The organism is Pantoea sp. GbtcB22 (genome assembly GCF_019091025.1).
GTDB classification, from domain to species: domain Bacteria; phylum Pseudomonadota; class Gammaproteobacteria; order Enterobacterales; family Enterobacteriaceae; genus Pantoea; species Pantoea leporis.
Window position 1 is genome coordinate 226,912 of record NZ_JAGXKB010000004.1, and the last position, 26,961, is coordinate 253,872.

The following is a 26,961-nucleotide window of genomic DNA, read 5'->3' on the forward strand; positions in this document are numbered from 1 at the left end:
ATCAAATCCTCAGTTAACGCTCTTCGTGAATCAGGCTGCCGGTCAGGATGCAGAACACACCCATCAGGTCAGCATGTCGGATGATGATTTCCGTCTGCTCATTCACTTTAGGTTTAGCATGATAGGCGATACCCAGCGCCGCGGTTTTAATCATCGGCAGATCGTTGGCACCATCACCAATCGCCACGGTTTGTTCCGGCGCAATTTCAAAGCGCTGTGCCAGATCGTTCAGGGTATCGGCTTTAAATTGGGCGTCGACAATTTGTCCCAGCACCTGGCCGGTTAGCTTGCCGTCGCGAATTTCCAGCTCGTTGGCCACCGCCGCGGCTAAATGCAGCGTATGGCGCAAATAGTCGGCGTAGAAGGTAAAGCCGCCCGAGGCGATCGCCACCTGCCAGCCCAGCGCCTGCAGCTTCTGCACCAGCGTGGTTAAGCCTGGCATCAGCGGCAGCGCATCGCGCACTTGCATCAGGATATTGGCATCGGCGCCCGCCAGGGTGCCGACGCGCTCGCGCAGGCTGGCTTTGAAATCCAGCTCGCCGCGCATCGCGCGCTCGGTGACTTCCGCCACCTGCTCGCCGCAGCCCGCCAGTTTGGCGATCTCATCGATGCACTCAATCTGGATCGCGGTGGAATCCATGTCCATCACCAGCAAACCTGGCGTTTTCAGATGCGGGATTTTGCCGAGCGGTGCCACATCAAAACCGGCTTCATGCGCCAGTTTGCTGGCGCGCGGCGTCAGCGAGCCTGCCAGACGTATCACCTGATACTCATCGACATTCCAGGCGCTGACGATCACCATCGCCGCCCCCAGCTTATGCTGATAATCGGTGAGTTTTTGTTTATCGAGCCCGCGCCCATACAGCAACCAGCCAGTCCGACCAGCACGGTAATCCAGCGGCATCACTTCATCACCGCTGAGGGAAAGGGGTAAACCCGGCCAAAGTGAAACATCGGCGGGCAGATCGCACCAGGTAAGACGATTTGGCATTACAGCTCCTGTAGGGACAACAAAACCACGCAAGAGGCTACCTTGTCTGCGCGGGTTCTGGCAACATAATTGCCAGCCTTTCTGCTGTTACATCACACGGGTTTCTGATGGTTAAAACCGCACTGAAATTTCGCCTGCATCGCACGGTGATTGTTCTTATCTCGCTGGCTCTGTTAGTGGTTCTGATGCAAGGCGCATCCTGGTTTAGCCTCGGCCATCAAATGGCTCGCTCTGAACAAGTGGAAGAACTGGCGCGCACGTTGACCAAACAGGTGGCGTTTAGCCTTAAACCGTTGATGGATAACAGCGACGATAACCGCACGCAGATTGCCGCCATCCTCAATCAGATGACCGACAACAGCCGCATTCTTGATGCTTCCGTCTACGCCGATGATGGCAGCCTGGTGGCGCACAGCGGCGAAAGCATTAATGTGCGCGATCGGCTGTCGCTGGATGGCAAACGCGCTGGTAGCTACTTCAACCATCAAATTGTGCAGCCGCTGGAAGGCAAAGATGGCCCGCAAGGTTTCCTGCGCGTCACGCTGGATACTCACGTGCTGGTGACGGAATCACGTCAGGTGGATAACACCACCAACATCCTGCGCCTGATGATGTTACTGGCGCTGGCCATCGGCATTATCCTGACGCGCACCCTGCTGCGCGACCGCCGCACCCGCTGGCAGCAATCGCCGTTCCTGCTAACGGCGAGCCGCACGGTGAAAGAGGATAAAGAGAAAGAGCAAGAAGAGGCGGCGGCGGCAACCACAGAGACTGAAAAAGAGCGTTAAGCCATTTTATGCATTGTTACTTCCATCGCTTCCAGTTGCTGTAATGCCTGCCCGGCAATGCTGCGGAAGTTCGCGCTAAACTCAGCATCCTCTGCAATCGCTTGCCAGTAGATTTTCGCCATAGCGCTGGCAGCGCGCCACACGGCGCCTGGCAGCGCGAAATCCAGCGTCAGTTTGACTTCATCGCGCATGTGCCCCTGAGAATTGGGCGCCAGCGCCATCGGCAGCATGTCGTAAGCCGGTGTCAGGCTGAAACGTTCTTCATCAGTAAAGAAAGACAGATTGCCCGCGTGCATGTCGCTATTGGCAATCAGTCGTCCAAACGCCCACTGCAAAGTCCCGCGTTCAACCGCTACCGCATCAACACGTTGCTGACGCTGCAACTCACGCAGCGCATCCGGCCAGTGTTGTTGATGGCCGATAAACTCTGCGCTTACCGCTTCTAATGAACTCATGCAGCGTCGACCACGTTGATGAATGCGATCAAAACGCTGCACTTCGAGGAACAATTGTCCTTCACTATCAATCAGCTGGCTATGTGCGGCAGGCAATCCCGCCGTCAGTAAATGTTGCAACGCCAGATGCTCCGCGCGTAACAAATCACGCCAGCGCTCAGCATTATCACTTTGACGGGCGACGGTAAATTTCACCAGACAATGACGATCGCCATTCGCCGTTGCGGCATAGCACAGGAATTTCGGTTGTTCGCCGCCAGCCGATGAGCCCGGTTCATCGCCGCTCAGCGCCTGTTGTGCCATCAGCGGATAACGCGCGATTTTTTGCGCCTCGCTGATGGCTTGCGGTGCGGGCTGTTGCAGCCAACGCTGGTATGTCATGTCGCCAACAATAAAAGCGCCCGGCATATCGATGCCGCCGCTTGCCAGCGCCATCAGGCACTGCTCATCACTCCAGAGACGAATATCATCCGTCAGCCCGAGCTGTGGCGCGTATTCACGGCCCCATTGTCGGCCCAGAAAACCTTGCGGACGCATCTCCTGCAGGAACCACGGTAAGCCGTCATAAAAGCGGCCTTGATCGTGCTGGTCCAGATGCAGACAACTGCCCTGCGGCCAGGTTGGCAAAAGGATGCCAGCGGGCGATGCCTGACCTTCAGCAGAAATACGATACAGCGGGAAGCGGCTTTCACCCCGGATGGGCCGCAGCAACGCATAACGCGTCGCGCGCGCTTTGCCCCATTTGATAATCTGCGGCTGCTGACGCAGTTGGCGTGAAAGCGTGGCCTGGCTGATATGCAATCGAGCCAGCAGATCCGCCGCGCTAAGCGGTCCTTCCAGCAGCAAACTTTGTAGCTCAGCCATTGCCGCCACCTTACCTGATGAATAGATTGATGAATAGATTCATGCATAGATAATAACATAAAAAAAAGCCCGCACAGCGGGCTTCTCAGCATCATCACGATGGTAACGATGAATAGATACTTTTAACCTTCCGTCAGAATCGTTTCCAGCTCGGCCAGCGTTTTCACCTGCCAGGTTGGCGTGATGTGATCGGGTAACGGACGCGTACCGTGATCGATCCAGCAGGTCTTCAGGCCGGCATTCATGCCGCCGAGAATATCTGATTCTGGCGTATCGCCGACCATCAGCACGCGGCTGCGATCCGGGTTGCCCAGCAAGGCCAGCGTGTGATCAAAAATCGCCACGTCAGGTTTCGGTACGCCAACTTCTTCAGAAATCACCAGCGCATCAAACACATCGAGGAATCCGGTACGCTCAAGTCGCGCCTGCTGTAACGCAGTAAAACCGTTAGTGATGATGGCGATTTTCACTTTGCCTTTCAGCGTTGATAACAGGTGGGCTGCGCCTTCCAGCGGCAGGCAGATATCGGCCATTGCGCTGAGGAAATCGCTGTTGAGTACTTCGGGTGCGACGCTCAGCTTTTCGCCCCACAAGGTGAAGCGGCGCGTTTGCAGCTGCAGTGCGGAAATGCTGCCGTTCTGGTAATCGACCCACAGCGGCTTGTTGATCGCCTGATAATCGGTGTAATCCTGCGTAGAAAATTGCACGTCATAGCGGGCAAACATGCGCTGCAAACCGGCATAAGCATCGAAATGGAAAAGCGTTTCGTCTGCATCAAACAGGATGCAGTCCCAATCGTTTAGCATGGTGCTCCTTAAAGCGTTAGCGCCATAATGATGGCATCTTCTCGTCCGCTGGCAGTGGGATAATAGTTGGGGCGTACGCTCACCTGATGGAAATCCAGCTGCTCATACAACGCAATCGCCGGCGTATTTGAGGCGCGCACTTCCAGCCATAGCGTCATGACGTCGCGCTGCTCGAGCTCAGCAATCAGATGCTGCAACAGCTGGCGCGCCAGGCCGCGGCGCTGGAAGTCGGGATCCACCGCAATATTGAACAGCGACGCTTCATCCAGCACCACTTGGGTGATGGCGAATCCGGCCAGCTTACCTTCAACTTCAATGCGGATATTAACGAAACGTTCGCCTTGATTGCTGCTAAACGTCTGCTCGCTCCACGGAAAAGCATGTGCGCGGCGCTCGATCGCCAGCAGCTGCGGCTGGTCTTCAGGGGTGACTAAAGAGATGGCTGTCATGGTTACACATCTGTTGCCACAGGGCGCGTTTTGCTGCGCCGCTGCTGATCAGTTCATTGAAAACGGCGGTGTTGAAGGTAATGCCGTTAAAGGGATGTTCGCTCTCAACGCCCAGCAGCCAACCGGCGCAATCGACCTGCTCCGGCAGCATTTGCAGCTGGTCTGGCGTTAACGCCATGACCTGCGCGGGTTGAATGTTCAGCGCGCGCAGCACGTCGCGAATCAGCGGTTCTTGTAGCGTGGGTGCCTGTTCGGCCACCAAAACCAAACGCGTGTCGGGCAAAAGCGTGACGGCAATTTCCCCTTGCAGCACGCGCGGACGCCGCAGCTGATACTGCGTAATCCCCATTTGCTGTAGAAGCCAGTCGCGCCTTGTGCTCATGCTATTACCCGTTATGCTGCCAGAATGCGACGCTATGCTAGCAAACCCATCGAACATGCGCCAACAAAGCACTATAATCGCGGCTCTGATTTAACAGGAGCGTTCCATGTCTGCTTTTACCCCGGCCAGCGAAGTGATTCTGCGCCACAGTGATGAATTTACTGCCCGCAACGTTTTATTTGCTGGCGACCTGCAGGATGACCTGCCCGCCCAGCTAGAAACCGCGTCGAGCCGCGTGCATACCCAGCAATATCATCACTGGCAGAACCTTAGCCATCGCCTTGGTGAACGTGCGGTTTACAGCATGGTTGCAACCGCGGCCGATGTTGAAGGCTGCGATACGCTGGTTTATTACTGGTCGAAGAACAAACCCGAAGCGCAGTACCAGCTGCAAAACCTGCTCTCTCTGCTGCCGGTAGGCTGCGATATCTTCGTGGTGGGTGAAAACCGCAGCGGCGTGCGCAGCGCCGAAGGCATGCTGGAAGCGTGGGCGACGCTGGAGAAAGTTGATAGCGCGCGTCGTTGTGGCCTGTATCACGGTCGTCTCGATAAGCAGCCAACCTTTGATGCCAGCAGCTACGGCCATACTTATCAGCTCGAGGATCTCACCATCCATACCTTGCCGGGCGTGTTCAGCCGTGATGGTCTGGATATCGGCAGCGATCTGCTGCTCTCCACGCTGACGCCGCATTTCCGTGGCAAAGTGCTGGATATCGGTTGTGGCAGCGGCGTGCTGGCAACTGTGATGGCGAAAGTGTCGCCGCGCGTGCGTCTGTGGCTGTGTGATGTGCATGCTGCTGCGATTGAAGCGAGTAAAGCTACGCTGGCCGCCAATGAACTGGAAGGTGAAGTGTTTGCCAGTAACGTTTTCTCTGACGTTACCGGCCGTTTCGATATGATCATCTCCAACCCGCCGTTCCACGATGGCCTGCAAACCAGCCTTGAAGCGGCTAACACGCTGATTCGCGGTGCGCTTAAGCATCTGAACAGCGGCGGCGAACTGCGTATCGTGGCTAACGCCTTCCTGCCGTATCCACAGATTCTGGATGAAACCTTTGGCAATCACGAAGTGCTGGCGCAAACCGGACGCTTCAAAGTCTATCGCGCCGTATATGGTCGCGGTGCCAAAACGCGTTAACAGCAGCGCGGCGGCAGAAACGTTGCTTTTTACAGCGATCGTTTTGCCGTCGCGAAATATGTGTTGACGCAATGAGTAAAATCTCTAAAATGCGCCTCCGTGGTTAGCAATACTTTAGGGTGTTGTTAGTTTGCGATGGTGGCGGAATTGGTAGACGCGCTAGCTTCAGGTGTTAGTGTCCTTACGGACGTGAGGGTTCAAGTCCCTCCCTTCGCACCAAACTAAAATCACACAGTTTATATCTGCGCACTGAGCGATGGTGGCGGAATTGGTAGACGCGCTAGCTTCAGGTGTTAGTGTTCTTACGGACGTGAGGGTTCAAGTCCCTCCCTTCGCACCAATGCGACGATATAAACAGACAACTAAGATGCGATGGTGGCGGAATTGGTAGACGCGCTAGCTTCAGGTGTTAGTGTTCTTACGGACGTGAGGGTTCAAGTCCCTCCCTTCGCACCAACAGTTGTCACTCCTTTCGAGCAGTAAATCCCCCGAAAGATTTTTCAACGAACTTCACGCTATCAGCGTGATGTTGTCGTTTCTGCGATTTGATCAGATAACGTGGAAATTGACCGACACCGCCGCTAAGCCGCCCGCCAATGCCAGACAAGATGGCAGCAACAGATAGTGACGCAGGCGATGGTGAAACAGCATCACCACGGTCAGCAGCAGTGCCACAATCATCACCACTCGCCATTGACTGAAACTCGGTTCCCATAACGCAAAAATCGGCATCGCCGCGCAGGGTAATAACACGCCCCAACCGCTATCCAGACGTTTACCCATTACCCAGCTCACGCCCCATAGTCCGCAGGCGGCTATTATCGCCATGATCATCGCGCAACCCTCAAATGATAAATATTCGCATTATCATATGACAATATTTCTCATCTTGCAGCGAATTTTTGTCGCAAGCCATGCCGGATGACAGAATTACTGGAAAATGCTAAATTGCCGCCGATAACAATATCGCTAACACAACAATAACGTGCTCTCTATCCGGGTAGGTAAACTATTACTTGCGGGTAGCGCTTTGATATATCAGGGCTGTCACGAGAATAATAATGAAATTACAATCTTATGATGAGTTGAAACAGAGTAAATATCGGCTGTCGCTGATGCTATTTCTGTTTCTTAATGTCGCCGTTTCGCTTTTTTGCCTGCTGCCGATTTTAGGCAGCGATAGCCCAATACGCTCGCTGCCGGTGGACGTTGTAGCGGGCTTCAGCTCCACGCTGCTGGTTATTTGCTTAATGGCGTCAAAACAAAAATTACCGCTATTAAATCCTGTGGCTTTTATTTTGGGTGCGCTGTGGGCGTGGCATATTAACCACAGATATCATCTGGTTTACTATTTTGATGGCAGCTTTTTAATTATCAGCCTGTTAAGCGTGTTCTTTATCAGTGCCATTGCGCTGAGTGATTATTTGATTGCATTCTGTTTACACATCACACCGCCGGTATTAACCGTGCTGTTATTGGATGATGGTCAGCATTTAATGATGATCTTATTCACCATTACGCTGCCATTAATCGGCTTTTCACTGCACCATTTAATGCGTCGTCGCTTTGATACCTTCACCCGTCGGCTGGTTAGCCAGCTGTATGAGGAAAAAGAGAGCTTCAGCGATTTGAGCATGCTCGATCCGCTTACCGGCTTGTACAACCGCCGTGGATTGAAGAATCGCCTTGATACCATTCTGGAAAACCACGCCGGCAGCCACTTTGTGCTGCTGCTGGATATCGACCACTTCAAAGCCTACAACGACAATTACGGCCATGCGATGGGCGATCAGGCGCTGGCGCGCGTGTCCGTGGCGATCCGCGACGCGGTGCGTTCGCGCGATGTGGTCACACGCTACGGTGGCGAAGAGTTTCTGGTGCTGATGACCAATGTAAACGCCTCAATCGCAATGAAACTGGCTGAACGCATTCGTCAGTACGTGGTGGATTTGGAAATTCCGCACCGCTTCAATGATAAAGTCTCGACGCACGTCACCATCAGCGCTGGCATCGCGCCCATCTTTGCTGACGATTTTGACCTGGCAGTCGCCAATGCTGACCGCGCGCTGTATGTGGCGAAAAATCAGGGACGTAACACTATTCTGGCGTGGGAGGATTTGCCGAAATTGACGCAGGCGAGTAATGAACTGATATAAAGCCTTGTCATTACCCAACGCACACCTCGTCGCGGCGCAATTTTTTGCGCGATAAAACGCGCCGCGACGAAATGTGCGTTAACAGTTGCATGTGCAGAAATGTTGTTCAAAATGCTGGGAACGATTATCATTTGTCTCTCGATTCCCGTTATCACTCAGGACCGGCATGGCCATCATCACGCGTCAGGATCATCGCTTCAGCGAGCATCCACTGATCTTTATGCAGAGCGATCGCAGTTTAGCGAGCGCACTGGAAGATCTGATGCGCGATCAACGCAGCTACATGCTGGATAACCTCAAGCTTGGCCAGCCGGCACCCGCCGGGACGTTAACTCTGGCTGAATGGTCCAATCCGCTTCACTATCGCCGCCTGACGCAGCGCTACAGCGATTATCTCTATCGCGATCATCCTGATGTGCAGCAGGAAGCTAAGCCGCTGCAGTCGCTATGGGCGCAGTGGTATTTTGGCCTGCTGCTGCCACCGCTGATGATGGCGTTATTGCAGGAACCGCGTGCGCTGAACTGCTCGCCGCATCTGATTCACGTTGAGTTCCACGAAAACGGCCATCCGTGCGCTTTCTGGCTGGATGTGCAGGAAGATGAGGATGCGCGCTACCTCAATGCCCAGCAGCGTATCGATCGCCTGATTCAGCAATGCCTGATTCCGGCGGTTAACGGCATGACGCAGCACGGTGATATCAATGCGAAGCTTATCTGGAACAACATGGGCTTTTCGTTTTACTGGTTCCTTGGTGAATTGAAAAATCAGTTGCCAGAAGAGAAGATTTTGCAGCTGGAACAGGCGCTATTTTTCAGCAAATCCCTGCTCGATGGCAGCGATAATCCGCTGTATCGCACCATGATCCCGCGTAATGGCGAAATGGAACGACGCAGCTGCTGCCAGCGCTATCGTATCCCCGATGTAGAACGTTGCGGTAACTGCACGTTAAAAGCGGTGTAGCACCCGCGCATTCTGTTACAGATTCTCCTTTTCTCCCGTTTACACTTTTCCAGGCTTGTGGCATTTTTTCGGCTCTGTTTTTACCGGAGATAACAATGAGCCTGGAGTCGGTACGGCACTTCTTTGCCGAACATGCACCGGATATCGACATCATCGAGATGCCGGAAAGCACCGCCACCGTTGAGCTGGCCGCACGCGTTCATGGCGTTCAGCCTGGGCAAATCGCCAAAACCCTGTCGCTGAAAGTGAAAGATGCCATCGTGCTGATCGTTACGCGCGGCGATGCGCGTCTCGACAACCGCAAGCTGAAAGCTGCGCTCGGCGCCAAGGCGCGCATGTTAAGCGTGGATGAGGTGGTGAACTGGACCGGGCATCCGGTCGGCGGCGTTTGCCCGTTCGGGCTGGAAAATCCGCTTAGCGTCTATTGCGATGTGTCGCTGCGCAGCTTTGACGAAGTGCTGCCCGCAGCCGGATCGATTCATAGTGCGGTGCGCATTTCGCCGCAGCGCATGGCGGAACTCACCGCGGCGAAATGGGTTGACGTCTGCGAGGCGCTTTAAGACGACTCGCGCGCGGCGGCACCGGAGATTTCGATGCCGCGCGTCTCGCGACCAAAGGCCACTAACACGCAAATCAGCACCGCCACCGTTCCGGCGACAATCGCCATACCCAAACCATAATTGCCGCCGTGCGCCTCGGCGATACGCGACTGCAGCGTCGCATTCACGGAGGCGATCAGATTCCCCAGCTGATAGACAAAGCCCGGCAGCACCGCGCGCGCATTGGCGGGCACCAGTTCGGTGAGATAGGTCGGCACCACGCCCCACGCGCCCTGCACCATAAACTGCATCAGAAACGCGCCGATACCGATCATCCATGAACCACTGGAGAAGGCCCACAGCGGCAACACCGGCAGCGCGAGGAATGACGCCAGAATAATCGCGCGCTTACGGCCAATGCGCTCGGACAATGCACCAAAGGTAATGCCGCCCAGCATCGCCGCGATGTTGTAGCTGATGGCAATGATGCTGACGGTGTGCGGATCAAACTGATGCTGCACTTTCAGGAAGGTGGGATAGAGATCCTGCGTACCGTGGCTGAAGAAGTTAAAGCAGGCCATCAGCAGCACCATATAGATACAGATTTTCCAGTGCTGGCGGATAATCGGCAGCAGCGCATTGCTCTCTTTTCGCTCGCGCGCCGCCAGCCACACCGGCGATTCCGGCACATTGAAGTAGATAAACGGCAGCAGCAGAATCGGCAACGCGCCAATCAGGAACATGCCGCGCCAGCCGACCGTTTCGAAGAACAAACCAAAAATCACCGACGCCAGCAGATAGCCGCACGGATAACCAGCCTGGAAGATGCCGGACATCAAGCCGCGCGAGCGATCCGGAATGGTTTCCAGCGCCAGCGACGACGCCACGCCCCAAATCCCCCCCATCGCCACGCCGTAAATCACGCGGAAACCGAGGAACGCCGTGAAGGTGGGCGACCACGCCGACAGAAGCTCAAACGCCGAGAACATCACGATATTGAGCATCAAAATCGGTCGGCGGCCGTACTTCTCCGCCAGCCGACCAAACAATAGCGCGCCGATCGGACGCACGGCGAGCGTGAGCATGATGGCAAGAGAAACATCGGAGACGCTGGTATGGAAATATTGGGCAAGATCGCTGAGGACAAACACTAAGATGAAGAAGTCGAACGCATCCAGCGTCCAGCTCGCGAAACTGGCAAAAGCCACGTTGCGCTGGGTCGCAGTCCAGTTGAACATGTTGGTATCCTGTCTGATGAGCTTCCGGTTCGTTGGCCGGATTTATAGTAGAAGTTACCGCGCAAATAATTTCACGGGTTACTAATTTGTTAACTATTTGTATATAGCATGTCAGAAAGGCGGGCTGTGGTAGGAATTGTCAGCGAGTGATGCGCGGTGTAAAAAAACGTGTCATTGATGGAGGTAATATCCTGTAGCGGCGCGTTTTATCGCGCCGTTACGGCAGGTGCAGTCAACGGTTTTATAACTGATTAAATGCCTTTTCGATCATCTCAAGCAGCAGCGCATTATTAACGGTTTGAATCACATGCACCAAGGCGCCGGTCTGCGGTGGCACGCCAATATCCAGCCGCAGCGGCGTGCGATAACGCCAGCTTTTGCCGCGCGTGGCGCCAGGCCGCAGCTCAATATCCACATGATAATCCACGCCGTCGGCGACACGCTGATTCAGCAGCCACGCCACCACCAGCGCGTCGTGTATCCAGCAACCTGGCAGATGACGGGTGCGGATCGAATAATCGATCCACGGCCGCAACGTCTCGCGCACAAACTGCGGCAACGGATGATCGTTAGCGGTCAGCCGCGTGAGATCCTGCTGCGTCATCAGGGTTTGCGTGGTGGCGTCCATCGGTACCAGCGTGATGGCAGCACCGCTGTGCAGCACCTGATGCGCGGCTTCCGGATCGAGGCCAAAATTGGTGTCTTTGATGTAATCATCCAGCGCGAACACGCCGCCCATAATCACAATCTCTGCCACCGATTCAGCCATCTCTGGATAACGCTGCAGTGCCAGCGCCACGTTAGTCAACGGGCCAATGGCTACCAGCGTAAACTCGCCGGGATTGTCACAAATCAGTTGGCCCATTACGCCAGCCGCATCATGTCCATCCGCCGGAATACGCTGCGGTTGACGAACGCCGCGCCACAGTTCACCGAGCTTTTCATCAGCAACGTTATCAAGACGCGCACGCCACGGCGCAGGATCTTCACGCAGCGCCTGCAGCGCGCCCTGCACCACCGGAATGTTGCGTCCCAGCCGCTGCAGCAGATCTTTCGCGACCTGCGCCCCCACCGCGCTCGGCGTGTTGCCGGTCACAGTGGTAATCAGTTCCAGCGACAGTGACTTTGAGGCCAATGCTAACGCCAGCGCGAGGCCATCGTCGGTGTTGGCACCCGCTATACCGTTTCCCGGATCACAATCAATAATCAATCTTTTCATAGTGTTATAATTTTATTCTTGTTGAGTAAGCTGGCAGCCACAGGACTCACCGATTTCTAAATGGTGAGGAAATTCCGCCAGCTTCGCGTCGCCATCCCAATTTTTGAGCATAGCAATCGCACTGCGCGCCATATCGCGCAGCGGCTGACGTACGGTGGTGAGCGTCGGCACATGAAACGCCGACTGATCGGTACCGTTAAAACACACCAGCGCGACATCCTGCGGCACGCGCAGTCCATGCTCCGACAGCGCACGAATGCAGCCAATCGCCTGGCCTTCATTACTGGTAAACAGCGCGCGCGGCACACGACCGCTGGCCACCATGCGCTGCGCGGCGTCGTAACCGCCCTGCCGCGTGTAGCTGGCAGGGAAAATCATTGCCTCATCTGCCAGCAACCCTTTCTGCGCCAGCGCATCGCGCCAGCCGTGAATACGGTCCTGCGCGTTAAGCATGTCCAGTGGACCGCTGATCATGCCCACCTGCTGATAACCGTGGCTGAGCAGATGCGCGGTCACCTGGCACGCCGCTTCGCGCTCATTGACGCGCAGCATGCCAACGCCTGGACGCGGCTCAATGCGATCCAGCATCACCAGCGGCGTACCGCTGGCCTGAATCACATCGATGTAGGGATGGCGATCGACGCTGTTGTAAAACAGGCCATCAACCTGACGATTTAACAGGCCCTGAATAATCTCCAGCTCGCGTTTGCGATCGTCGCCGGCATCCCCCAACAGCATGACGTGGCCGTGATTCATCGACTCCTGCAACAGCATGTGCGCCATCGAGGCAACAAAGGGATTGCCGATGTTTGGCACCACTAAACCAAAGGTTTTAGTGCTGCCCGAAGCCAGCGCGCGCGCCACCGCGTTGGGGCGATAGCCGGTCTGTTTGATCGCCTCCAGCACGCGCTGACGCGTGGCTTCTGCCACCGGACGCGGGCCGTTATTGATCACGTAACTGACCACCGCCACCGAGGTGCCGGCGATTTTTGCCACGTCCGTGCGCGTTACGTTTCCGGTTTGAGATTTCGCCATTCCTTTGCCCCTGCGTAAATGCCATTGGCCGGAATATCCGGCCAATGGGGGTTGTGATTTACGCGATCCTGCTGGTCAGATGGCATCTTCCGGCAGATTGAGATCGCGTCCGCGCGTTTCCGGCGCCACGAAAGTGGTGAGAAAACCGATGCTGGCCATCGCCGTGAAGTAAACCGCGATCGGCCACCAGTGTCCGGTAAACGACAGCAGCGCCGCCGCCACTAATGGTGCGGTGCCTCCTGAAAGGATAGACCCCAGCTCTTTCGCTACCGCCATCTTGGTATAACGACGTTTCACACCAAACATCTCGACGCCCCACGCTGCCTGCACGCCGAAAATACCCAGCGATGCCAGCGCCATGCCGACCACAATCACCGCGATGACAATCGTCGGGTCGCGGCTGTCCATCAGGCTAAAGGCGGGCCAGGCGTAGAACATCAGCAATAAGCAGAAGCAACGATAGGTTATACGGCGACCGAAGCGATCCGACAGCCAACCGGCAAACGGAATAATCACGAAGCCAAGTAACGAGGCGATGAACACCGCGGTGGTGGGCACCGACTTATCGATCATTAGCACTTTGGCGACGTAACCGACGATAAAGCCCTGCGCCAGATAAGAAGGGCCGTTTTCGCCGATGCGTAAACCCACCATGGTCCAGAAGGCGCGGGTGCGACGCCAGAAACTGCGCGTATCCACTTCTGCTTTCGCCTGCGCCAGCGTGGCGTTTCGTTCGGCCTGCAATTCCGCCTGCTGGCGTTCAAACACTGGCGTTTCTCGCAGATGACGACGGATCCACAACGCCACCACCGCAATCAGTACGCTGCTGAGGAACGGAATACGCCAGCCCCACGCCAGCAAGCTCTCTTTGTCCATCTGGATCACCGCCAGCCAAACCAGCGAGGCGATCAGCGTGCCGCTGTTTGAGCCCAGCGCAATCACCGACGAGACCAAACCGCGACGCTCAACCGGCGCGTATTCGCCCAGCATCACTGTGCCGCCGGACAACTCTGCGCCCGCCCCCAAACCCTGGGTAAAGCGCAGCAGCACCAGACACGCCGGTGCCCAAACGCCAATGCTGGCATAGGAGGGAATCAAACCGATTAATGTTGTGGAGGCGCCCATCAGAATGATGGTCGAGATCATCACCGTTTTGCGGCCTTTACGATCGCCGATCCAGCCGAACAGCAAGGCACCAATCGGGCGGGCAATAAAGCCAACCGACCAGGTGGCAAAACTCGAGAGCAAGGCGATAGTCGGCGTGGCTTCGGGGAAGAAGACATCACCAAAGATAATGCCGGCAGCGAGGCCATACAGCGCAAAATCCGCATATTCCATCGCGGTGCCGAGCCAGCACGAGAAGGTGGCGCGCCAGAAATCTTTGCGGCCGGATGATGTTTCAAGCCGCGCGTCGGCAGCTGAGGAGGATGTCAGTGAGCTTTGTTGCGAAACCGTCATAACCCAATCCCTGAATGAGGTAAAAACAGCAAACGCCCTTCCGTGGGTCAGTTCCCTTGCAACAAGCGGAACTCCCCGGTGGCAACGTTCAGTAGGCAAACCTGGATGAAAAATCAGTAATGAATTCCCTGGTGTTGGAATCCGCTTCTTCGCCTGTTCCCGCCGATGTAATTTTCATCGATCGCATTAGTAAGGCAAATGTAACTGGGTCATCTCAAGGCCAACTTCGTCTCTGGCACCGTGAGTTATCACTATGGGCATAGTCTATCTACGCGCGTAGATAAATCAAGCAAAAATAGTGATATTTATTAGATAAACTTCACTATAACTCATGAGCACAAGATAAAAGAGGCGTTAATTCATGACATTACATCTAATGCGCGTAAGCAAGAAATGTCTGATTACAACGTAATTAACGATTATTGCTTACCATTTAACGGCGCAGACTGAATCTTCATCGCGCTGGTTTTCGCACAGTTCAGTTAAGGTTTAATGACACACCCGCAATATTCTTAAATGCCGTCACCGGTGCGCGACTGACTCAGCATCTGCATTACACTGGAGAAAGATCACTCAGGAGCGCTATGACCATTATTCTTATGCGACACGGTAAACCCGATCATCCGGTCACTGGGCGCTTCACGGCTCGGGCGCTGGCCGACTGGTGTGAAGGTTACGATCAGGCTGATATTTGCGACTCCCCGCCGCCGCGCAGTCAGACCATTGCGCGCCTGGCGAGTGTGATCGCCACCAGCCCGCTGCCGCGCGCCCGTTCGTCATTAACGCGTCTCGGTTTACAGCCGCACGCGGTGGATGAGGTTTTTAGCGAAGTGGCGATACCGACATTGCCGTTTGAGCGTTTACATCTGCCGCTCAACGTCTGGCTGGCGCTATTGCGCTTGTTGTGGCTGTGCGGCTATGCCGGCCATGTCGAATCGGTGCAGCATGCTCGAGAACGTGCCCGTCTGGCGGCGGATAAACTGGTGGTGCTGTCGCAGCAAGGCACGGTGTTATTGGTTGGGCACGGCATCATGAATAAGCTGATTGCACGCGAGTTACGCAAGCGCGGCTGGCAGGCCGAAAAACATGCCAGCAGCCGCCACTGGAGCAGTGCGATTTATCATCGCCCGTTTATTTAAGGTTTGAGGTGAAAGTAACTCAGCACTTCACAACCGGTACCGGCCTGCGGCGTGGCAATCACTTTCATCTGCTGCAGATCAATCAGGCTGAGCGAACCGTCGCCCTCATTAGCAATCAGCAAGCTGTGATTATCCTCACTGAAGCAGCCATCCATCGGCTTGTTGCCGACATGAATATCGCCGAGCGGATTGAGCAGCTCGTCAAACAGCGTCACCACCGGCTCCTGATCGCCAATCGCCACCAGCCGCTCGCCGTTGGCACTGAAGCGCACCACCTGACACGGTTGCTGGTGGCCCGGCAACGTCAGGCGCTGGCGGATACGATGGCTTTGCCGATCCACCACATACAGCAGCGGCGCATCGGCGGCGCTCGCCACCAGATAAGGATGTTTCGGCGAGGCGGCGATGCCGGAAATCGGGCCGGGCATCAGAATATTGTCAATAATCCGCCCTTCCGCCTCACACAGATCCACCACGGTAATGCTGGCGTCCTCTTCATTCTCGGTAAACAACTTGCGACCGCTGGGCGACAAAGTGAGTCGGTGCGCATTGTGCGAAGGCAGCTGAATGGTTTTCTCCACGCGATCGCTAACGGGATCAATCACCGCCACCACCGCGCTGTTTTCACAGCAGAGATAAACTTTACCGTCTCGTCCCAGCTGGCCGCTGTGCGGTGCTTTTAACGGCGACAGATCGATAAAACCACTGATCTGCCGCAGGCGCAGATCGATGATCGCCACTTTGTGGCCGGGATGCGGATTGTCGCCGTGAATGCCGTCGCCGTAGATCGGCACGTAAGCTTTCTCCAGCTGCGGCAGCATCAGAAGCTCGTGTGGACGCGGCGGAAAGGCATTTAACTCTTGTTCAACGGCAAAGGTTTCGGGATTGAGAAACAGCACGCGATTGCCCTGCTTATCGACCGCCAGTAATCCACGGTTGTGTCGCTGCATAGTGTCTCCTTTTGTTCGTCACCTCCTTTAAGCGTAGCCAACCCGCAATCAGGAGGGGATTTTCGCGGCAGGCCAGCGAAAAATGCAGCGAGGTTAACACGTGATCTCACACGCAATTTTTAATCCGCCCCGCGACTTACGCCACGCTATTGTTATTTTATTAGGAATAGTCTCAATGAGATAAAATAGAATAATCAACAATCCACGCGGTTATTTATCGTTAATTTAAAGCTTAACGGATCCTTGATTTTCCGGTTTATCTGAAAGGATCAAAAAGTGATAGCCGCGCCGCACAGAATGTTTTATTAAGCATAGGAGAGTACTTTTTTACACACAGCCTAAAGGACAATCAAGAGCGCTAAGCGCCGCGATCAGGGACGCCTTGCCAGCATAATCACAATAATCAGGTGCATCATGAATAAAAAACGCCTTCAGCCAGCGTTAACCCTCTGGCATAACTGGAAAAGACTCGCTTTTACCAGCCAGACTTTCCTGCAGAAAAAACAGCATAATGCGCTCTGTGCGCCGGAATACGATCCCAGCCAGGAGGACAATATCGTGTTACTTTCTGGCGAAAAAGATCTGCCAGAGATTCCAAAGAAAGTCTGGATGTATTGGGATAATGAATATTTACCGAAATCAATGGCGTTAAATATTAAAAAGATTCGTCAGGATAATCCCGATCATGAAATTCATTTATTAAATCGTTTAACGATAAAAGAAGTTTTACCGGATTTTATCTTTACCTCGACCCAATTAACCGCCCAACAACGCAGCGAAGTGATTCGTCTGGAATTACTGTTGCGTTATGGCGGCATTGCCATTGATTGCAGCACTTTATTATTTGAAGATCTCTCCTGGGTACATCGCGCGCATCAGGAACGTCGCATGGATGTGATTGGTTATTATCACGAAAACGCCACCGTCAACTATCTCGCGCCGGTGATTGAGAGCTGGTTCCTGGCGGCAACCGCCAATAATCCCTTTATCCGCGAGTGGCAAAAACATTACGCGCCGATCAAACATCTCGGCGAACAGAATTACTTCAGTGAATTGACCAAGCGCGATGATTATTCCCTGCTGACGCAGAAAATTGCGCAGCCGCAGCAGCAATTAGGTTCTCTGGCGCAGCAGATCGCCATGCGTGAACATCGCCGGGTGAATCTCTATCTGCGTAAATGCGAGGCGAACGCTTATTACTATCAGCGTTTAAGCGGCTGGAAAAGCGAGGCGTTTGCCCACGCGGTGCTGTTTCACCAGCGTCCACTCACGCCGCCACCGGTGATTAAACTCAGCGGCAATGAGCAGTTGCATCTCGACTTCAACCTGCGGCTCGGCAACTACAACCGCGGCAGTTTGTTGGGTCAGATGATGCAAACGCCTGCGCCGATCGCGCTGGCATCACCCATCAACAAAGCGCGCGCGTAACCAGTGAATTAAGGTGGTCACCGCCCGTGGTACCTGTGCGGCATACGGGCGCACCACCCACAACCGGTCGGCGAACGCATCCACCGCTTGCCACTGCGGCAGCACCTGCTGCAGCGTGCCGCTGGCGAGTGCCGCGCTGGCACTGAAATCCGGCAGCATCGCAATGCCCAAACCCTGCAATGCGGCATCGCGGATCGACTCGCTGTTGTTGGTGGCAAAGTTGCCCTGAATCTTCACCTGCACGGTTTCACTGCCGCCGTCCGCTAATTGAAAGCGCCACTGCGGCGATTCGAGTCCGCGCGGATAATAAAGACAATTGTGCTGCTGCAACGCCTGCGGTGAATCCGGCAGGCCGTTTTGCGCCAGATATGCCGGCGACGCCACCAGCAGCGCGCGGGTTTCACACAGCGGCAGCGCAACATGGGTTTCAGGCAGGCTATCACTGTGGCGAATCGCCAGATCAAAGCCTTCACTGCCGAGCGACACCAGACGATCGGTGACATCCAGCTGCAAGCGCACCTGCGGATAGTCGCGCAGGAAATCGCCAATGATCGGCACCAGTTGCTGACGCGCAAACGCCACCGGCGCTGTGACGCGCACCATGCCACGCACTGGACCGGCTTCATCGCGCACGCTGAAAAAGCTCTGCGCGATACGCGCGAAGGGATCGCGCAGCTCATCCACCAGCTTTTCACCGGCGGAAGTCAGCCGCACGCTGCGAGTGGTGCGCTGCACCAACGCCACGCCCGCCATCTTTTCCAGCTCTTTAATCTTCTGACTCATCGCCGCTTTGCTGACGTCTAATCGTTCCGCCGCGCGCGTAAAACTGCCGAGCTCAGCCAGCACGGTTAACCAGTGCAAATGGACCCAAAGGCTATCGGTTTTAATTTCTTTCATATCGATTGTTCAAAATAATAAATAATCAATTCAACCAGCGCGCTTTTTCTTTCCGGCAGCAAGCGGCAGCATAGCGCCACATCCTACTCTTTTCATGTGAGCAAAAACGAGGTTTTATTTATGCCGTTACTGACATTCGACGTTATTCAGGGCCGTTCAGAATCAGAAATCCGCACATTGCTGGATGCCGCACACCGTGCGGTCTTAACCGCCTTCAAAGTCCCGGCGCGCGATCGTTATCAGATTGTTCACGAAAACAAAGGTTATCAGATGGTCTTTCAGGATACCGGCTTGGGCTTTGCGCGAACCGACAATCTGGTCATGGTGCGCGTATATACCAGCCCGAGAAGTGAAGAACAGAAGTGCCTGTTTATGGCAGAGTTAGCACGCGAGCTGCTGGAAAATTGTGGCGTACAGGGCACGGATTTGATGATTAGTTTTATCACCAACAGTAAAGGCGACTGGAGCTTTGCCGACGGCGAAGCGCAATACCTCACTGGAAAACTCTGATTCCCTTCTCTGCCCTCACTGGCAGCAGCCCGTCCGTTGCTGCCAGGCTAAACCACAGTCAGCCTGAACCCGCCTTAAACGAATCGGAATGCATCGCACAAATCTGGTTGGATGTGTTGCAGCCATGTGACACCCAATATAGATTGTCGCAAAATCCCCGCAGAGGGTCGTTGGCGCAAGGATTGCGTATTCATTCAAAATGAGGATCTGACGTTGTCCGAATTGGTTTCGGTTGTACTCTTTTTGGCTGCGATTGCAGTCTACTCCTTCAAAGCCGGGCGAAATAAATTCTGGTTTAGTCTGATCCTGCTGCTGCTCACGCTGTTTATCGTGCTTAACGTCACGCTGGTCGCCAGCAACTATTTTACCGGCGATGGCATTAATGACGCGGTGCTGTATACCCTGACCAACAGCCTGACCGGCGCGGGCGTGAGCAAATATGTCGTGCCCGCCATCGGACTGATCATCGCGTTGTTCTCGCTATTTTGCCTGCTTTCATGGTTACTGCGCCGCCGTAAGCGGCCGCATCACCTCGGCTGGAGTTTGCTGGCGATTGCCTGTGCTGCGGGTTCGGTACAAACCACGCCTGCGTTCCGCCAGGTGAAAGAGCTGATCGCCTCACATTCGCGCCTCGCCGATTCGGACTTCGAAACCTATTACAAAACGCCTAATAAGGTGATCGCCGAGCCAAAGCTCAACCTGGTCTACATTTATGGCGAAAGTCTTGAACGCACCTACTTCGATCAGCAGGCATTTCCCGGTCTGGCCCCGGAACTCAGCCGCGAAAAAGATAACAGCATCGATTTCAGCCAAACCGAACAATTGCCTGGCACTGATTACACCATCGCGGGCATGGTGGCTTCACAGTGCGGCATCCCGCTGTTTGCGCCTTTTGATGGCAACGCCTCGGCCTCGCTCTCCAGCTTCTATCCGCAGAATATTTGTCTGGGCGACATCCTGAAAAACTCTGGCTATGAGAACTGGTTTATTCAGGGCGCCGATTTACGCTTCGCCGGTAAAGACACTTTTCTGCTGTCACATGGCTTTGATGCGGCCAATATGTATGGCTCGCAGGAGCTGAAAAGTCGCGTCGCCGATCCCGGCTATCGTAATAACTGGGGCTACTACGATGACACGGTGATGGACGAGGTGTTTGAGAAATACGAAGAGCTGTCGCGCGCGCAAAAACGCTTCGCATTGTTCACCCTTACCGTCGACACCCATCACCCGGATGGTTTTATCTCGCGCAGCTGCCAGCGCAAAAGCTACAGCTATGATGGCAAACCAAACCAATCCTTTAGCGCGGTCGCCTGCTCGCAGGAGCATGTGGCGCGTCTGATTGAACGCATCAAAGCGTCGCCGTGGTTTAAAAACACCATCATCGTGGTGACCTCCGATCATCTGGCGATGAATAACACCGCGCATCAATATCTGATCAAGCAGCCGCGCCGTGACCTGTTTATGGTGATTCGTGGCGATCAGCCTCAGGCGGAAGTGCTCGACGCCAAACGCAGTACGCTGGATAACGGCGCCACGGTGCTGGATATTCTCGGCGGGGATAACGCGATTGGACTTGGTCGCAGCGGCCTCTCTTCCACCTCGCTGTCAACCGAGTTTGAAGACATGGCGAGGCGCGTCACGGCGTGGAAAGCGGATATTATTCAACTGTGGAATTTCCCCAGTAAGATGGACAGCTTTACCGTCGATCAACAAAAAAACACCTTCACCTTCTCCGGCGCAACCTTCAAATTGCCGATTCTGTTCCGCGTCTCCGATAAGCATGTTGAACCGCTGCCCGAAGGCGAATACGCGGAGCCACTGCGTTATCAGCTGGCTAAATTTGCTGCCGACGACAAATTCGTTTGGGTCGATCGCTGCTTTAAAATGGCGCGTCTGTGGCAGCCAGATTTAGCCCTGTCGAACGATTTGTGTGTTTCGATGGGACAGATGGGCGCCAAACCGAGCGTTACCCGCATTGATAAACCGCAGTGGAAAGCGAAAGTCAGCTTCCCCAAAGCCGAAGTCAGTGCGGCAACCTTCCAGCTCAACGAGCAGCAGATTCGGATTGAAGACAACGCGATTCGCTACAACGCGGACCGCTTCCTGTTATCAGTGCCTGGCGCGCCAACCAGCGTGAAGAGTTTTAAAGGGATCTCTCGCCCGGAAGAGTGGGGACGCTGGTCAAATGCCAATCTGGCCCCGGAAGTGAATATTGAGTACACCGATCCGCTGCCAGAACGCTTTGATGTGGTGATCACCGCGCGGGCGTTCGGTCCGAATGCGCACCGTCCGATTCCGGTGCGCGTTGGCGATGAAGAGCAGCAACTGAATTTAGGTGAGGATTTCTCCACCACCACGCTGCATTTCACCAATCCAACCGGCAGCCGCAATTTGATCATTGCGCCGCCGGAGCCGCAGGAGTCAAATGTCGGCAATATTATCGGCCAGGATCCCCGCAAACTGGGGATCGGCATGGTGGATATAAAAATAATTCCGCAAAACTAACGTAGGGTGCGCAGCGCCTCCAGCTTTTCGCGTTGCGTCCCCTCCGCCGTAAAGTTCTCTGCCGCCAGCCAGCGTTCGAAGCCCTGTTTCACCTGCGGCCAATCGCTATCAATAATCGAGAACCAGCAGGTATCCCGGCTGCGGCCTTTATAGACAATCGCCTGACGGAAAGTCCCTTCGAACTGAAACCCTAAACGCTGTGCCGCGTTTCGTGATGGCTGGTTGCAGCTGTCGCACTTCCACTCATAGCGCCGGTAGCCCAGTTGCTCAAAGGCGTAGCGCATCAGCAGATAGTGCGCTTCAGTGGCCATGCGCGTTTGTTTGAGCAACGGCGAGAAGGCGACGTGGCCGATCTCCACCGATCCGTTTGTCGCATCGATGCGCATTAACGCCAGGCTACCGACCGCGCGGTTGCTAACGGGATCGATCACCGCGAAATGCATCGGATCGCGCCCGTTTTCCAGCTGACGCGCGTAGGTAATATAGGCCGCTTCATCGGCAAAAGGTTCGGCGAACATATAGGTCCAGTCACGGCCATCTTCAGCCAGCGCATAGGCAGCATAGAGTTCGCGGCCATGACGCTCAGCACTCAGCGGTTCAAGGCGACAATAGTCACCGGTGAAGGTTTCATAGCTCGGCCAGGCGCGGGGTTGCCAATCTGGCAGCGGAAATCCTACCGGTTGTCCGTAATCATTCGTGTGTTGCGACATAGCTTAATTCCTTTATCAGTCAGGGCCAGAAACGCAGAGTGCCACTTTGCTGGTGTGTTAAAAAGCGCCACAATGGTTGAAATTGATGGATCCACGGAACCGCGTAAATGAGTGATATTGCACTGCATCGATTATTATTGGCCCCGCTAGAGACCAACGGCGAGCTGACGCTGCAACAGCAGCTGTTCCAGCGTATCAAGCAGGCGATTCTGACCGGCAAACTCGCTGCCGGTACGCGTTTGCCCGCAACACGCCAGCTGGCGCTGGATCTCGCGGTTTCACGCAATACGGTGATCGCCGTCTGGGCGCAACTGCAGGCTGAAGGATTTTTGCTGAGCGATCGCCAGGGCAGTCGCATCAGCAATATGGCGCAGCTACCGCAGGAAACTCAGCCGCCCGCCAGCAGCGAAATTGCCTTGTCACCGCGCATCGCTCAGTTGCGATCCAGCCATCGCACATTGAGTCAGGAGATGGCGCTGCGGCCCGGCGTTCCTTCGTTAGCACATTTCCCGCTGGTTCAGTGGCGACGGGCGCTGAACCGCGTGATGCTGCATCAGCCGCAGCAACTGCTGGGCTATGGCGATCCGCTCGGCGAACGCACGCTACGCGCCGCGCTGGCGCAGCATCTGGCATTAGCGCGCGGCGTGCGCTGTACGCCCGAACAAATCGTGATTACCGAAGGCGCACAGCAGGCATTAACGCTGTGCGTGGCGCTGCTCAGCAGCCCTGGCGACATCGGTTGGGTGGAGGAGCCGGGATATCGCGGGGCGAAAGCGGCGATGCGGCTGGGAGATATGCGTATTGAACCGATAGCGGTCGATGCACAAGGTCTGGCGCCGCAGCCGCAGGACTGGCGGCAGCGTCCGCCGCGCCTGATTTACACCACGCCAACGCACCAATATCCCACCGGCGCAATCATGAGCGCACCGCGTCGTCTGGCGCTGCTGGCGGCCGCGCGGCAACAGCAAACGTGGATTATCGAAGATGATTACGACAGCGATTTTCGTTACAGCGGCGAGCCAATCGCCGCCATGCAAGGCATGACGCAGCCAACGCCGGTGATCTACGTCGGCTCGTTCAGCAAAACGCTGTTTCCGGCGCTACGGCTCGGGTTTATGGTATTGCCGCCGCAGCTGGTCGCGCCGCTGCGCCCTGCGCTGCATGAACTGCTGCGCGGCGGGAATCGTCCTGAGCAGCAGGCGCTGGCGCTGTTTTTACGCAGCGGTGATTTTAGCCGTCATCTGAGCAAAATGCGCCGTCTGTACCGCCAACGGCAGGCGACGTTGCGACAGGCATTGCAGCAAACGTTTGGCGCACAGGTTCCGTTGCTGGGCGGCGAATGCGGCATGCATCTGGTGTTATCACTGGCAGCGGATCAAAACGATATGGCATTGGTGGATCGGCTGATCCAGAGTGGCTACGCGCCGGGCGCGCTGTCGGGATTTTATCTCGGTGAGCAGAAGCAACAAGGGCTGGTGCTGGGTTACGGTAACACCAGCACCAGCCAGATTACGGCGGGCGTCGCGCAGTTAGCGCGTCTGCTGCGCAGGAATTAACCGCGGAAGAAGATTTCGCCTGATTTGCCCATCACGATCTTACCGGTGTCATCGGTGATCAGGATGTAGTTGGCATTGATGTACGCCCAGTGCGTGCCTGGCTGCGGCGCTGGCAGATGGCGTGGCTTCCACTCAACAATGGTGTACTGTTTTTTACGGTACTCATCTGGCACCACATCGCCCACTTTGTACTCTTTGTAGTCGATGATGATGGTGTTCAGATCATAGTTGTTTGGCGCAGCCGCATTGCCGCTTTGCGGTGGACGAATCGGCGCGACATCGCCGCTGGATTCAGCCGGTTCATTGCTGACAGGCGCATCGGCGGCCGGCGCCTGAGCGGGTGCATCAGCGGCGGGTGCCTGGGTTTGCGCGTCGGGTGCGGTTTGCTGCACCTGTGGCGGCATGGGTACGGCGTCTGTTTGCTCGCCTTCCGCCAGCGCGGCCGGAGCAAGGCTTAAAGCGCCCAGAAAAATTCCTGCAGAAAGAAGATTGACGTGTGTCCTGCGCATGGGTGATTTCCACTCTGGTTAATTATTAACTGTCCATTTAACTGACACGTTAAGCACGCAGAAGGTTCCCCCGGCGCGCTTAGCGCGTCAAATTTCGCTGCTCAGCATACCTCAGCTCAGGCGCTTTTTGGCGCAGTAAAATTGCAAGCAACCATGTTAGTTTTTGTCGTGCGCTTTATTTGCCAGATCCCTCAATAACGCGATGCCCAGATAGTTACTCCAGTTAAACGCGTTCTGCAGCACCACAATCGCATTGCCGTTCTGTTTATCAAAGCCAATAAAGCTGGAGTAACCGCCGATATAGCCAACCTGATAGGTAATCTGCTGATCGCCGTAGGTATCCGTAACCCAGGCGATATTTTGTGACTGATTGCCGTGCTGTTCGTAGCCGTGATTGACCTGCGCAAACGCCGCATTGAGCGAAGCACCCGCGCCGTCATGCAGGTGCGCATCAAGATAGTGAATCAAATCGCGCGCGTTGCTGTAGAGGCTGGCGGCCGCCACCATATTGTTGTTAAACGCCCAGTCCGGCGTGATTTGCCCGCGAGGAATTAGCTTAGGCTGATCGCCGGCATGGCCGAGCGCACGCCACGGATAGCCGCGCAGGCTCTGCGGCTTGAAGCTGCTGCTGGTCATGCCCAGCGGCAGGAACAGATTACGCTGCGCCAGCGTTTCGATGTCCTGATGGAAGCGATATTTAAGGATGTAGCCCAGCAGCGCATAGCCGAGATTGGAATAGCGCGCGCCAGGATGCGCGGGCGCGTCAAAGTCGACCAGATAATCCAGCACGGCATCGCTGTCGAGGTTGCCATAAAAGTTCTCGCCGCTACGCAGATAGCCCATAAATTTCATGAACATCGGCAAATCCATATCCTGACGCGGCAAGCCCGAGGTGTGCGTCACCAGCTGCAACAGCGTGATGCGTTTGGCATCGGCGCTCAGCGGCACGTTGGGCGGCAAAAGCGTCGCTAAGGTGTCGTTCCAGTGCAGTTCACCGCGATCCACCAGCTCAATAATCACCTCCGCGGTGATGCCTTTACTCAGCGAGCCGAGCGCAAATAAAGTGTCTGGCGTAATGGGATAACGGTGCAGCGCATCGGTGACACCAAAACTGTAAAATTCAGGCTGGCTGCGTTGATGGATAATGGCGATGCTGATGCCAGAAACCTGCTTTTGCTGCATGTAATGGCGCACGATGTCATCGACGTTTTCATTAAAAGTCGCGTGTGAAAGATAGACTTTATCGCTGACGGGCGCGGAGGTTTGCGACAAGGTGCCGCAGGCGCTGAGCAATACGCTCATGCCCAGCACAATGATGCATATTGTTAAACGATGGCACAGCACCCGTTTATTCCTGGCGAAGGTAATCATGGCAATGGATTGAGCGAATTTTTATGTTTTATAAAGGGTGCGACGGGTGTTGGTGGCGAAATATAGCACAGAAGAAAGTCAGCGCCACCTGCCAAAAACAGGTGGCGGCAGGGATTATTGATTAACGGGAATAACCGATCCTTTATAGTGCTGGTTAATAAATTCAGCAGTTTGCTTTGACTCCAGATCTTTTGCTAGTTCCAGAATACGCGGATCGTGCGCCAGTTTCGGCGTAGTGACCAGCACGTTGGCATACGGATTATCTTTCGCCTGTTCCAGCGCCAGCGCATCCTTCGACGGCACTAAACCGGCCTGCAACGCGTAGTTACCATTGATGATCGCCAATTGCGCATCATCCAGCGCGCGCGGCAGCTGCGGCGCTTCCACTTCGATAATCTTCAGATGGTGCGGGTTGTCAGTAATGTCTGCGGAAGTCACCAGCGTGTTGGCGCTGCTGCTTTTCAGTTTGATCAAACCATTGGCCTGCAACAGATAAAGTGCGCGGCTCAGATTGGTGACATTATTCGGTACCGCCACCTGCGCGCCATCAGGCAGATCGTTCAGTGATTTCACTTTGTGCGAGTAGATGCCAAGTGGCTCAATATGCACGGTGGCGACCACAGAAAATTTCTCGCCCAGCGCTTTTTCCTGCTCGCGCAGATAAGGCACATGCTGGAAGTAGTTGGCATCCACGTCACCGCGCGCCAGCAGTTCGTTGGCGTTGAGGTTGCCGTTGAGTTCAATCACTTTGAGATCGAGTTTCTTGTCGCTCTGTTTGATGTGGTTGAGGATTTCGCTGTGCGGTACGGCATCGGCCGCCACGCGCAGCGCGGCCGCCGAAGCGTAAGTGCTGAACACCGAAACCATCGCCAACGCGGCTATCACCTTTTTATTCATCTGCTTCCCT

At 55.2% G+C, this 26,961-nt stretch carries 26 protein-coding genes and 3 tRNA genes; 13 read left to right on the forward strand and 16 right to left on the reverse strand.

What is annotated here, in order from left to right:
* Positions 1-13: 13 nt before the first annotated feature.
* Positions 14-991: a phosphoserine phosphatase gene (gene serB, locus KVT28_RS15340; RefSeq protein ID WP_217549154.1), complete on the reverse strand. Its 978-nt coding sequence runs from the start codon at positions 989-991 to the stop codon at positions 14-16.
* A gap of 107 nt (positions 992-1,098) precedes the next feature.
* Here serB and KVT28_RS15345 point away from each other — a divergent pair, with 107 nt between their 5' ends.
* Positions 1,099-1,779, forward strand: a complete 681-nt coding sequence (locus KVT28_RS15345) for a YtjB family periplasmic protein (RefSeq protein ID WP_101762182.1) — start codon at positions 1,099-1,101, stop codon at positions 1,777-1,779.
* Here the strand turns inward: KVT28_RS15345 and yjjJ are convergent.
* The 4 genes from yjjJ to KVT28_RS15365 form a co-directional block, all read right to left on the reverse strand.
* Entirely contained in the window at positions 1,776-3,098 is a 1,323-nt protein-coding gene (gene yjjJ / locus KVT28_RS15350) for a type II toxin-antitoxin system HipA family toxin YjjJ (protein WP_217549156.1), read from the reverse strand. The two genes, KVT28_RS15345 and yjjJ, sit on opposite strands and share 4 nt — an antisense overlap.
* Positions 3,099-3,220: 122 nt before the next feature.
* A complete protein-coding gene (gene yjjG / locus KVT28_RS15355) occupies positions 3,221-3,904 on the reverse strand; it encodes a pyrimidine 5'-nucleotidase (RefSeq protein ID WP_217549158.1) in 684 nt (227 codons plus the stop codon).
* 8 nt (positions 3,905-3,912) lie between these two features.
* A complete protein-coding gene (gene rimI, locus KVT28_RS15360; protein ID WP_110867480.1) occupies positions 3,913-4,353 on the reverse strand; it encodes a ribosomal protein S18-alanine N-acetyltransferase in 441 nt (146 codons plus the stop codon).
* Positions 4,325-4,735 carry a DNA polymerase III subunit psi gene (locus KVT28_RS15365; protein ID WP_101762186.1) on the reverse strand — a complete coding sequence of 137 codons (411 nt, stop codon included), beginning with the start codon at positions 4,733-4,735 and terminating at the stop codon, positions 4,325-4,327. Before KVT28_RS15365 ends, rimI begins: the two co-directional genes overlap by 29 nt.
* A 106-nt stretch (positions 4,736-4,841) precedes the next feature.
* Between KVT28_RS15365 and rsmC the strand changes: the two genes are divergently transcribed.
* The 4 genes from rsmC (at position 4,842) to KVT28_RS15385 (ending at position 6,329) form a co-directional block, all read left to right on the forward strand.
* Positions 4,842-5,873: a 16S rRNA (guanine(1207)-N(2))-methyltransferase RsmC gene (gene rsmC / locus KVT28_RS15370; protein ID WP_101762187.1), complete on the forward strand. Its 1,032-nt coding sequence runs from the start codon at positions 4,842-4,844 to the stop codon at positions 5,871-5,873.
* Between the two features lie 132 nt (positions 5,874-6,005).
* Positions 6,006-6,092 (forward strand) — tRNA-Leu (locus KVT28_RS15375).
* Between the two features lie 34 nt (positions 6,093-6,126).
* Positions 6,127-6,213: transfer RNA gene (locus KVT28_RS15380), tRNA-Leu, on the forward strand.
* Positions 6,214-6,242: 29 nt separating this feature from the next.
* Positions 6,243-6,329: transfer RNA gene (locus KVT28_RS15385), tRNA-Leu, on the forward strand.
* Between the two features lie 93 nt (positions 6,330-6,422).
* Here the strand turns inward: KVT28_RS15385 and KVT28_RS15390 are convergent.
* Positions 6,423-6,707 (reverse strand): DUF1435 domain-containing protein, encoded by a 285-nt coding sequence (locus tag KVT28_RS15390; protein ID WP_110867479.1) that lies wholly within the window; start codon positions 6,705-6,707, stop codon positions 6,423-6,425.
* Positions 6,708-6,934: 227 nt separating this feature from the next.
* Between KVT28_RS15390 and KVT28_RS15395 the strand changes: the two genes are divergently transcribed.
* The 3 genes from KVT28_RS15395 to KVT28_RS15405 all read left to right on the forward strand — a co-directional run bounded on the left by KVT28_RS15395 (position 6,935) and on the right by KVT28_RS15405 (position 9,550).
* A complete protein-coding gene (locus KVT28_RS15395) occupies positions 6,935-8,029 on the forward strand; it encodes a diguanylate cyclase (protein WP_217549160.1) in 1,095 nt (364 codons plus the stop codon).
* A 166-nt stretch (positions 8,030-8,195) separates the two neighbouring features.
* Positions 8,196-8,990: a siderophore-iron reductase FhuF gene (fhuF, locus tag KVT28_RS15400; RefSeq protein WP_101762190.1), complete on the forward strand. Its 795-nt coding sequence runs from the start codon at positions 8,196-8,198 to the stop codon at positions 8,988-8,990.
* Positions 8,991-9,085: 95 nt separating this feature from the next.
* Positions 9,086-9,550: a YbaK/EbsC family protein gene (locus KVT28_RS15405; RefSeq protein WP_217549162.1), complete on the forward strand. Its 465-nt coding sequence runs from the start codon at positions 9,086-9,088 to the stop codon at positions 9,548-9,550.
* On the opposite strand, the gene KVT28_RS15410 is transcribed toward KVT28_RS15405, so the two are convergent.
* From KVT28_RS15410 to KVT28_RS15425, 4 genes are all read right to left on the reverse strand, one after another.
* On the reverse strand, positions 9,547-10,767 hold the full coding sequence (locus tag KVT28_RS15410) for an MFS transporter (RefSeq protein WP_217549164.1): 1,221 nt from the start codon (positions 10,765-10,767) through the stop codon (positions 9,547-9,549). The genes KVT28_RS15405 and KVT28_RS15410 overlap by 4 nt on opposite strands.
* A 241-nt stretch (positions 10,768-11,008) precedes the next feature.
* Positions 11,009-11,986, reverse strand: a complete 978-nt coding sequence (locus KVT28_RS15415) for a nucleoside hydrolase (RefSeq protein WP_101762193.1) — start codon at positions 11,984-11,986, stop codon at positions 11,009-11,011.
* Between the two features lie 12 nt (positions 11,987-11,998).
* On the reverse strand, positions 11,999-13,021 hold the full coding sequence (locus KVT28_RS15420) for a LacI family DNA-binding transcriptional regulator (RefSeq protein WP_217549166.1): 1,023 nt from the start codon (positions 13,019-13,021) through the stop codon (positions 11,999-12,001).
* A gap of 75 nt (positions 13,022-13,096) precedes the next feature.
* Positions 13,097-14,479, reverse strand: coding sequence for an MFS transporter (locus KVT28_RS15425; protein ID WP_101762195.1), 1,383 nt, complete (start codon positions 14,477-14,479; stop codon positions 13,097-13,099).
* 584 nt (positions 14,480-15,063) lie between these two features.
* On the opposite strand from KVT28_RS15425, the gene KVT28_RS15430 reads away from it, so the two are divergent.
* On the forward strand, positions 15,064-15,618 hold the full coding sequence (locus tag KVT28_RS15430; protein WP_217549168.1) for a histidine phosphatase family protein: 555 nt from the start codon (positions 15,064-15,066) through the stop codon (positions 15,616-15,618).
* Here the strand turns inward: KVT28_RS15430 and KVT28_RS15435 are convergent.
* Positions 15,615-16,568 (reverse strand): YncE family protein, encoded by a 954-nt coding sequence (locus tag KVT28_RS15435; protein WP_217549170.1) that lies wholly within the window; start codon positions 16,566-16,568, stop codon positions 15,615-15,617. The two genes, KVT28_RS15430 and KVT28_RS15435, sit on opposite strands and share 4 nt — an antisense overlap.
* 414 nt (positions 16,569-16,982) lie before the next feature.
* Between KVT28_RS15435 and KVT28_RS15440 the strand changes: the two genes are divergently transcribed.
* The gene (locus KVT28_RS15440) at positions 16,983-17,996 is read left to right on the forward strand and encodes a glycosyltransferase family 32 protein (protein ID WP_101762198.1); all 1,014 of its coding nucleotides are present in this window, start codon (positions 16,983-16,985) and stop codon (positions 17,994-17,996) included.
* Here the strand turns inward: KVT28_RS15440 and KVT28_RS15445 are convergent.
* Positions 17,970-18,893 carry a LysR family transcriptional regulator gene (locus KVT28_RS15445; RefSeq protein WP_176970781.1) on the reverse strand — a complete coding sequence of 308 codons (924 nt, stop codon included), beginning with the start codon at positions 18,891-18,893 and terminating at the stop codon, positions 17,970-17,972. The two genes, KVT28_RS15440 and KVT28_RS15445, sit on opposite strands and share 27 nt — an antisense overlap.
* Positions 18,894-19,013: 120 nt before the next feature.
* Here KVT28_RS15445 and KVT28_RS15450 point away from each other — a divergent pair, with 120 nt between their 5' ends.
* Positions 19,014-19,403, forward strand: a complete 390-nt coding sequence (locus KVT28_RS15450) for a tautomerase family protein (RefSeq protein WP_101762200.1) — start codon at positions 19,014-19,016, stop codon at positions 19,401-19,403.
* A gap of 213 nt (positions 19,404-19,616) precedes the next feature.
* Entirely contained in the window at positions 19,617-21,908 is a 2,292-nt protein-coding gene (opgB, locus tag KVT28_RS15455; RefSeq protein ID WP_217549172.1) for a phosphatidylglycerol--membrane-oligosaccharide glycerophosphotransferase, read from the forward strand.
* Here the strand turns inward: opgB and KVT28_RS15460 are convergent.
* A complete protein-coding gene (locus tag KVT28_RS15460) occupies positions 21,905-22,618 on the reverse strand; it encodes a GNAT family N-acetyltransferase (RefSeq protein WP_217549174.1) in 714 nt (237 codons plus the stop codon). The two genes, opgB and KVT28_RS15460, sit on opposite strands and share 4 nt — an antisense overlap.
* Before the next feature lie 107 nt (positions 22,619-22,725).
* Between KVT28_RS15460 and KVT28_RS15465 the strand changes: the two genes are divergently transcribed.
* Entirely contained in the window at positions 22,726-24,174 is a 1,449-nt protein-coding gene (locus KVT28_RS15465; RefSeq protein WP_217549176.1) for a PLP-dependent aminotransferase family protein, read from the forward strand.
* On the opposite strand, the gene KVT28_RS15470 is transcribed toward KVT28_RS15465, so the two are convergent.
* From KVT28_RS15470 to KVT28_RS15480, 3 genes are all read right to left on the reverse strand, one after another.
* Complete coding sequence (locus KVT28_RS15470) at positions 24,171-24,683, reverse strand: RcnB family protein (protein ID WP_101762204.1); 513 nt, start codon at positions 24,681-24,683, stop codon at positions 24,171-24,173. The genes KVT28_RS15465 and KVT28_RS15470 overlap by 4 nt on opposite strands.
* 156 nt (positions 24,684-24,839) lie before the next feature.
* A complete protein-coding gene (locus KVT28_RS15475; protein ID WP_254633559.1) occupies positions 24,840-25,985 on the reverse strand; it encodes a serine hydrolase in 1,146 nt (381 codons plus the stop codon).
* Positions 25,986-26,168: 183 nt separating this feature from the next.
* Positions 26,169-26,951, reverse strand: a complete 783-nt coding sequence (locus KVT28_RS15480; protein ID WP_217549180.1) for a MetQ/NlpA family ABC transporter substrate-binding protein — start codon at positions 26,949-26,951, stop codon at positions 26,169-26,171.
* Between the last annotated feature and the right edge of the window lie 10 nt (positions 26,952-26,961).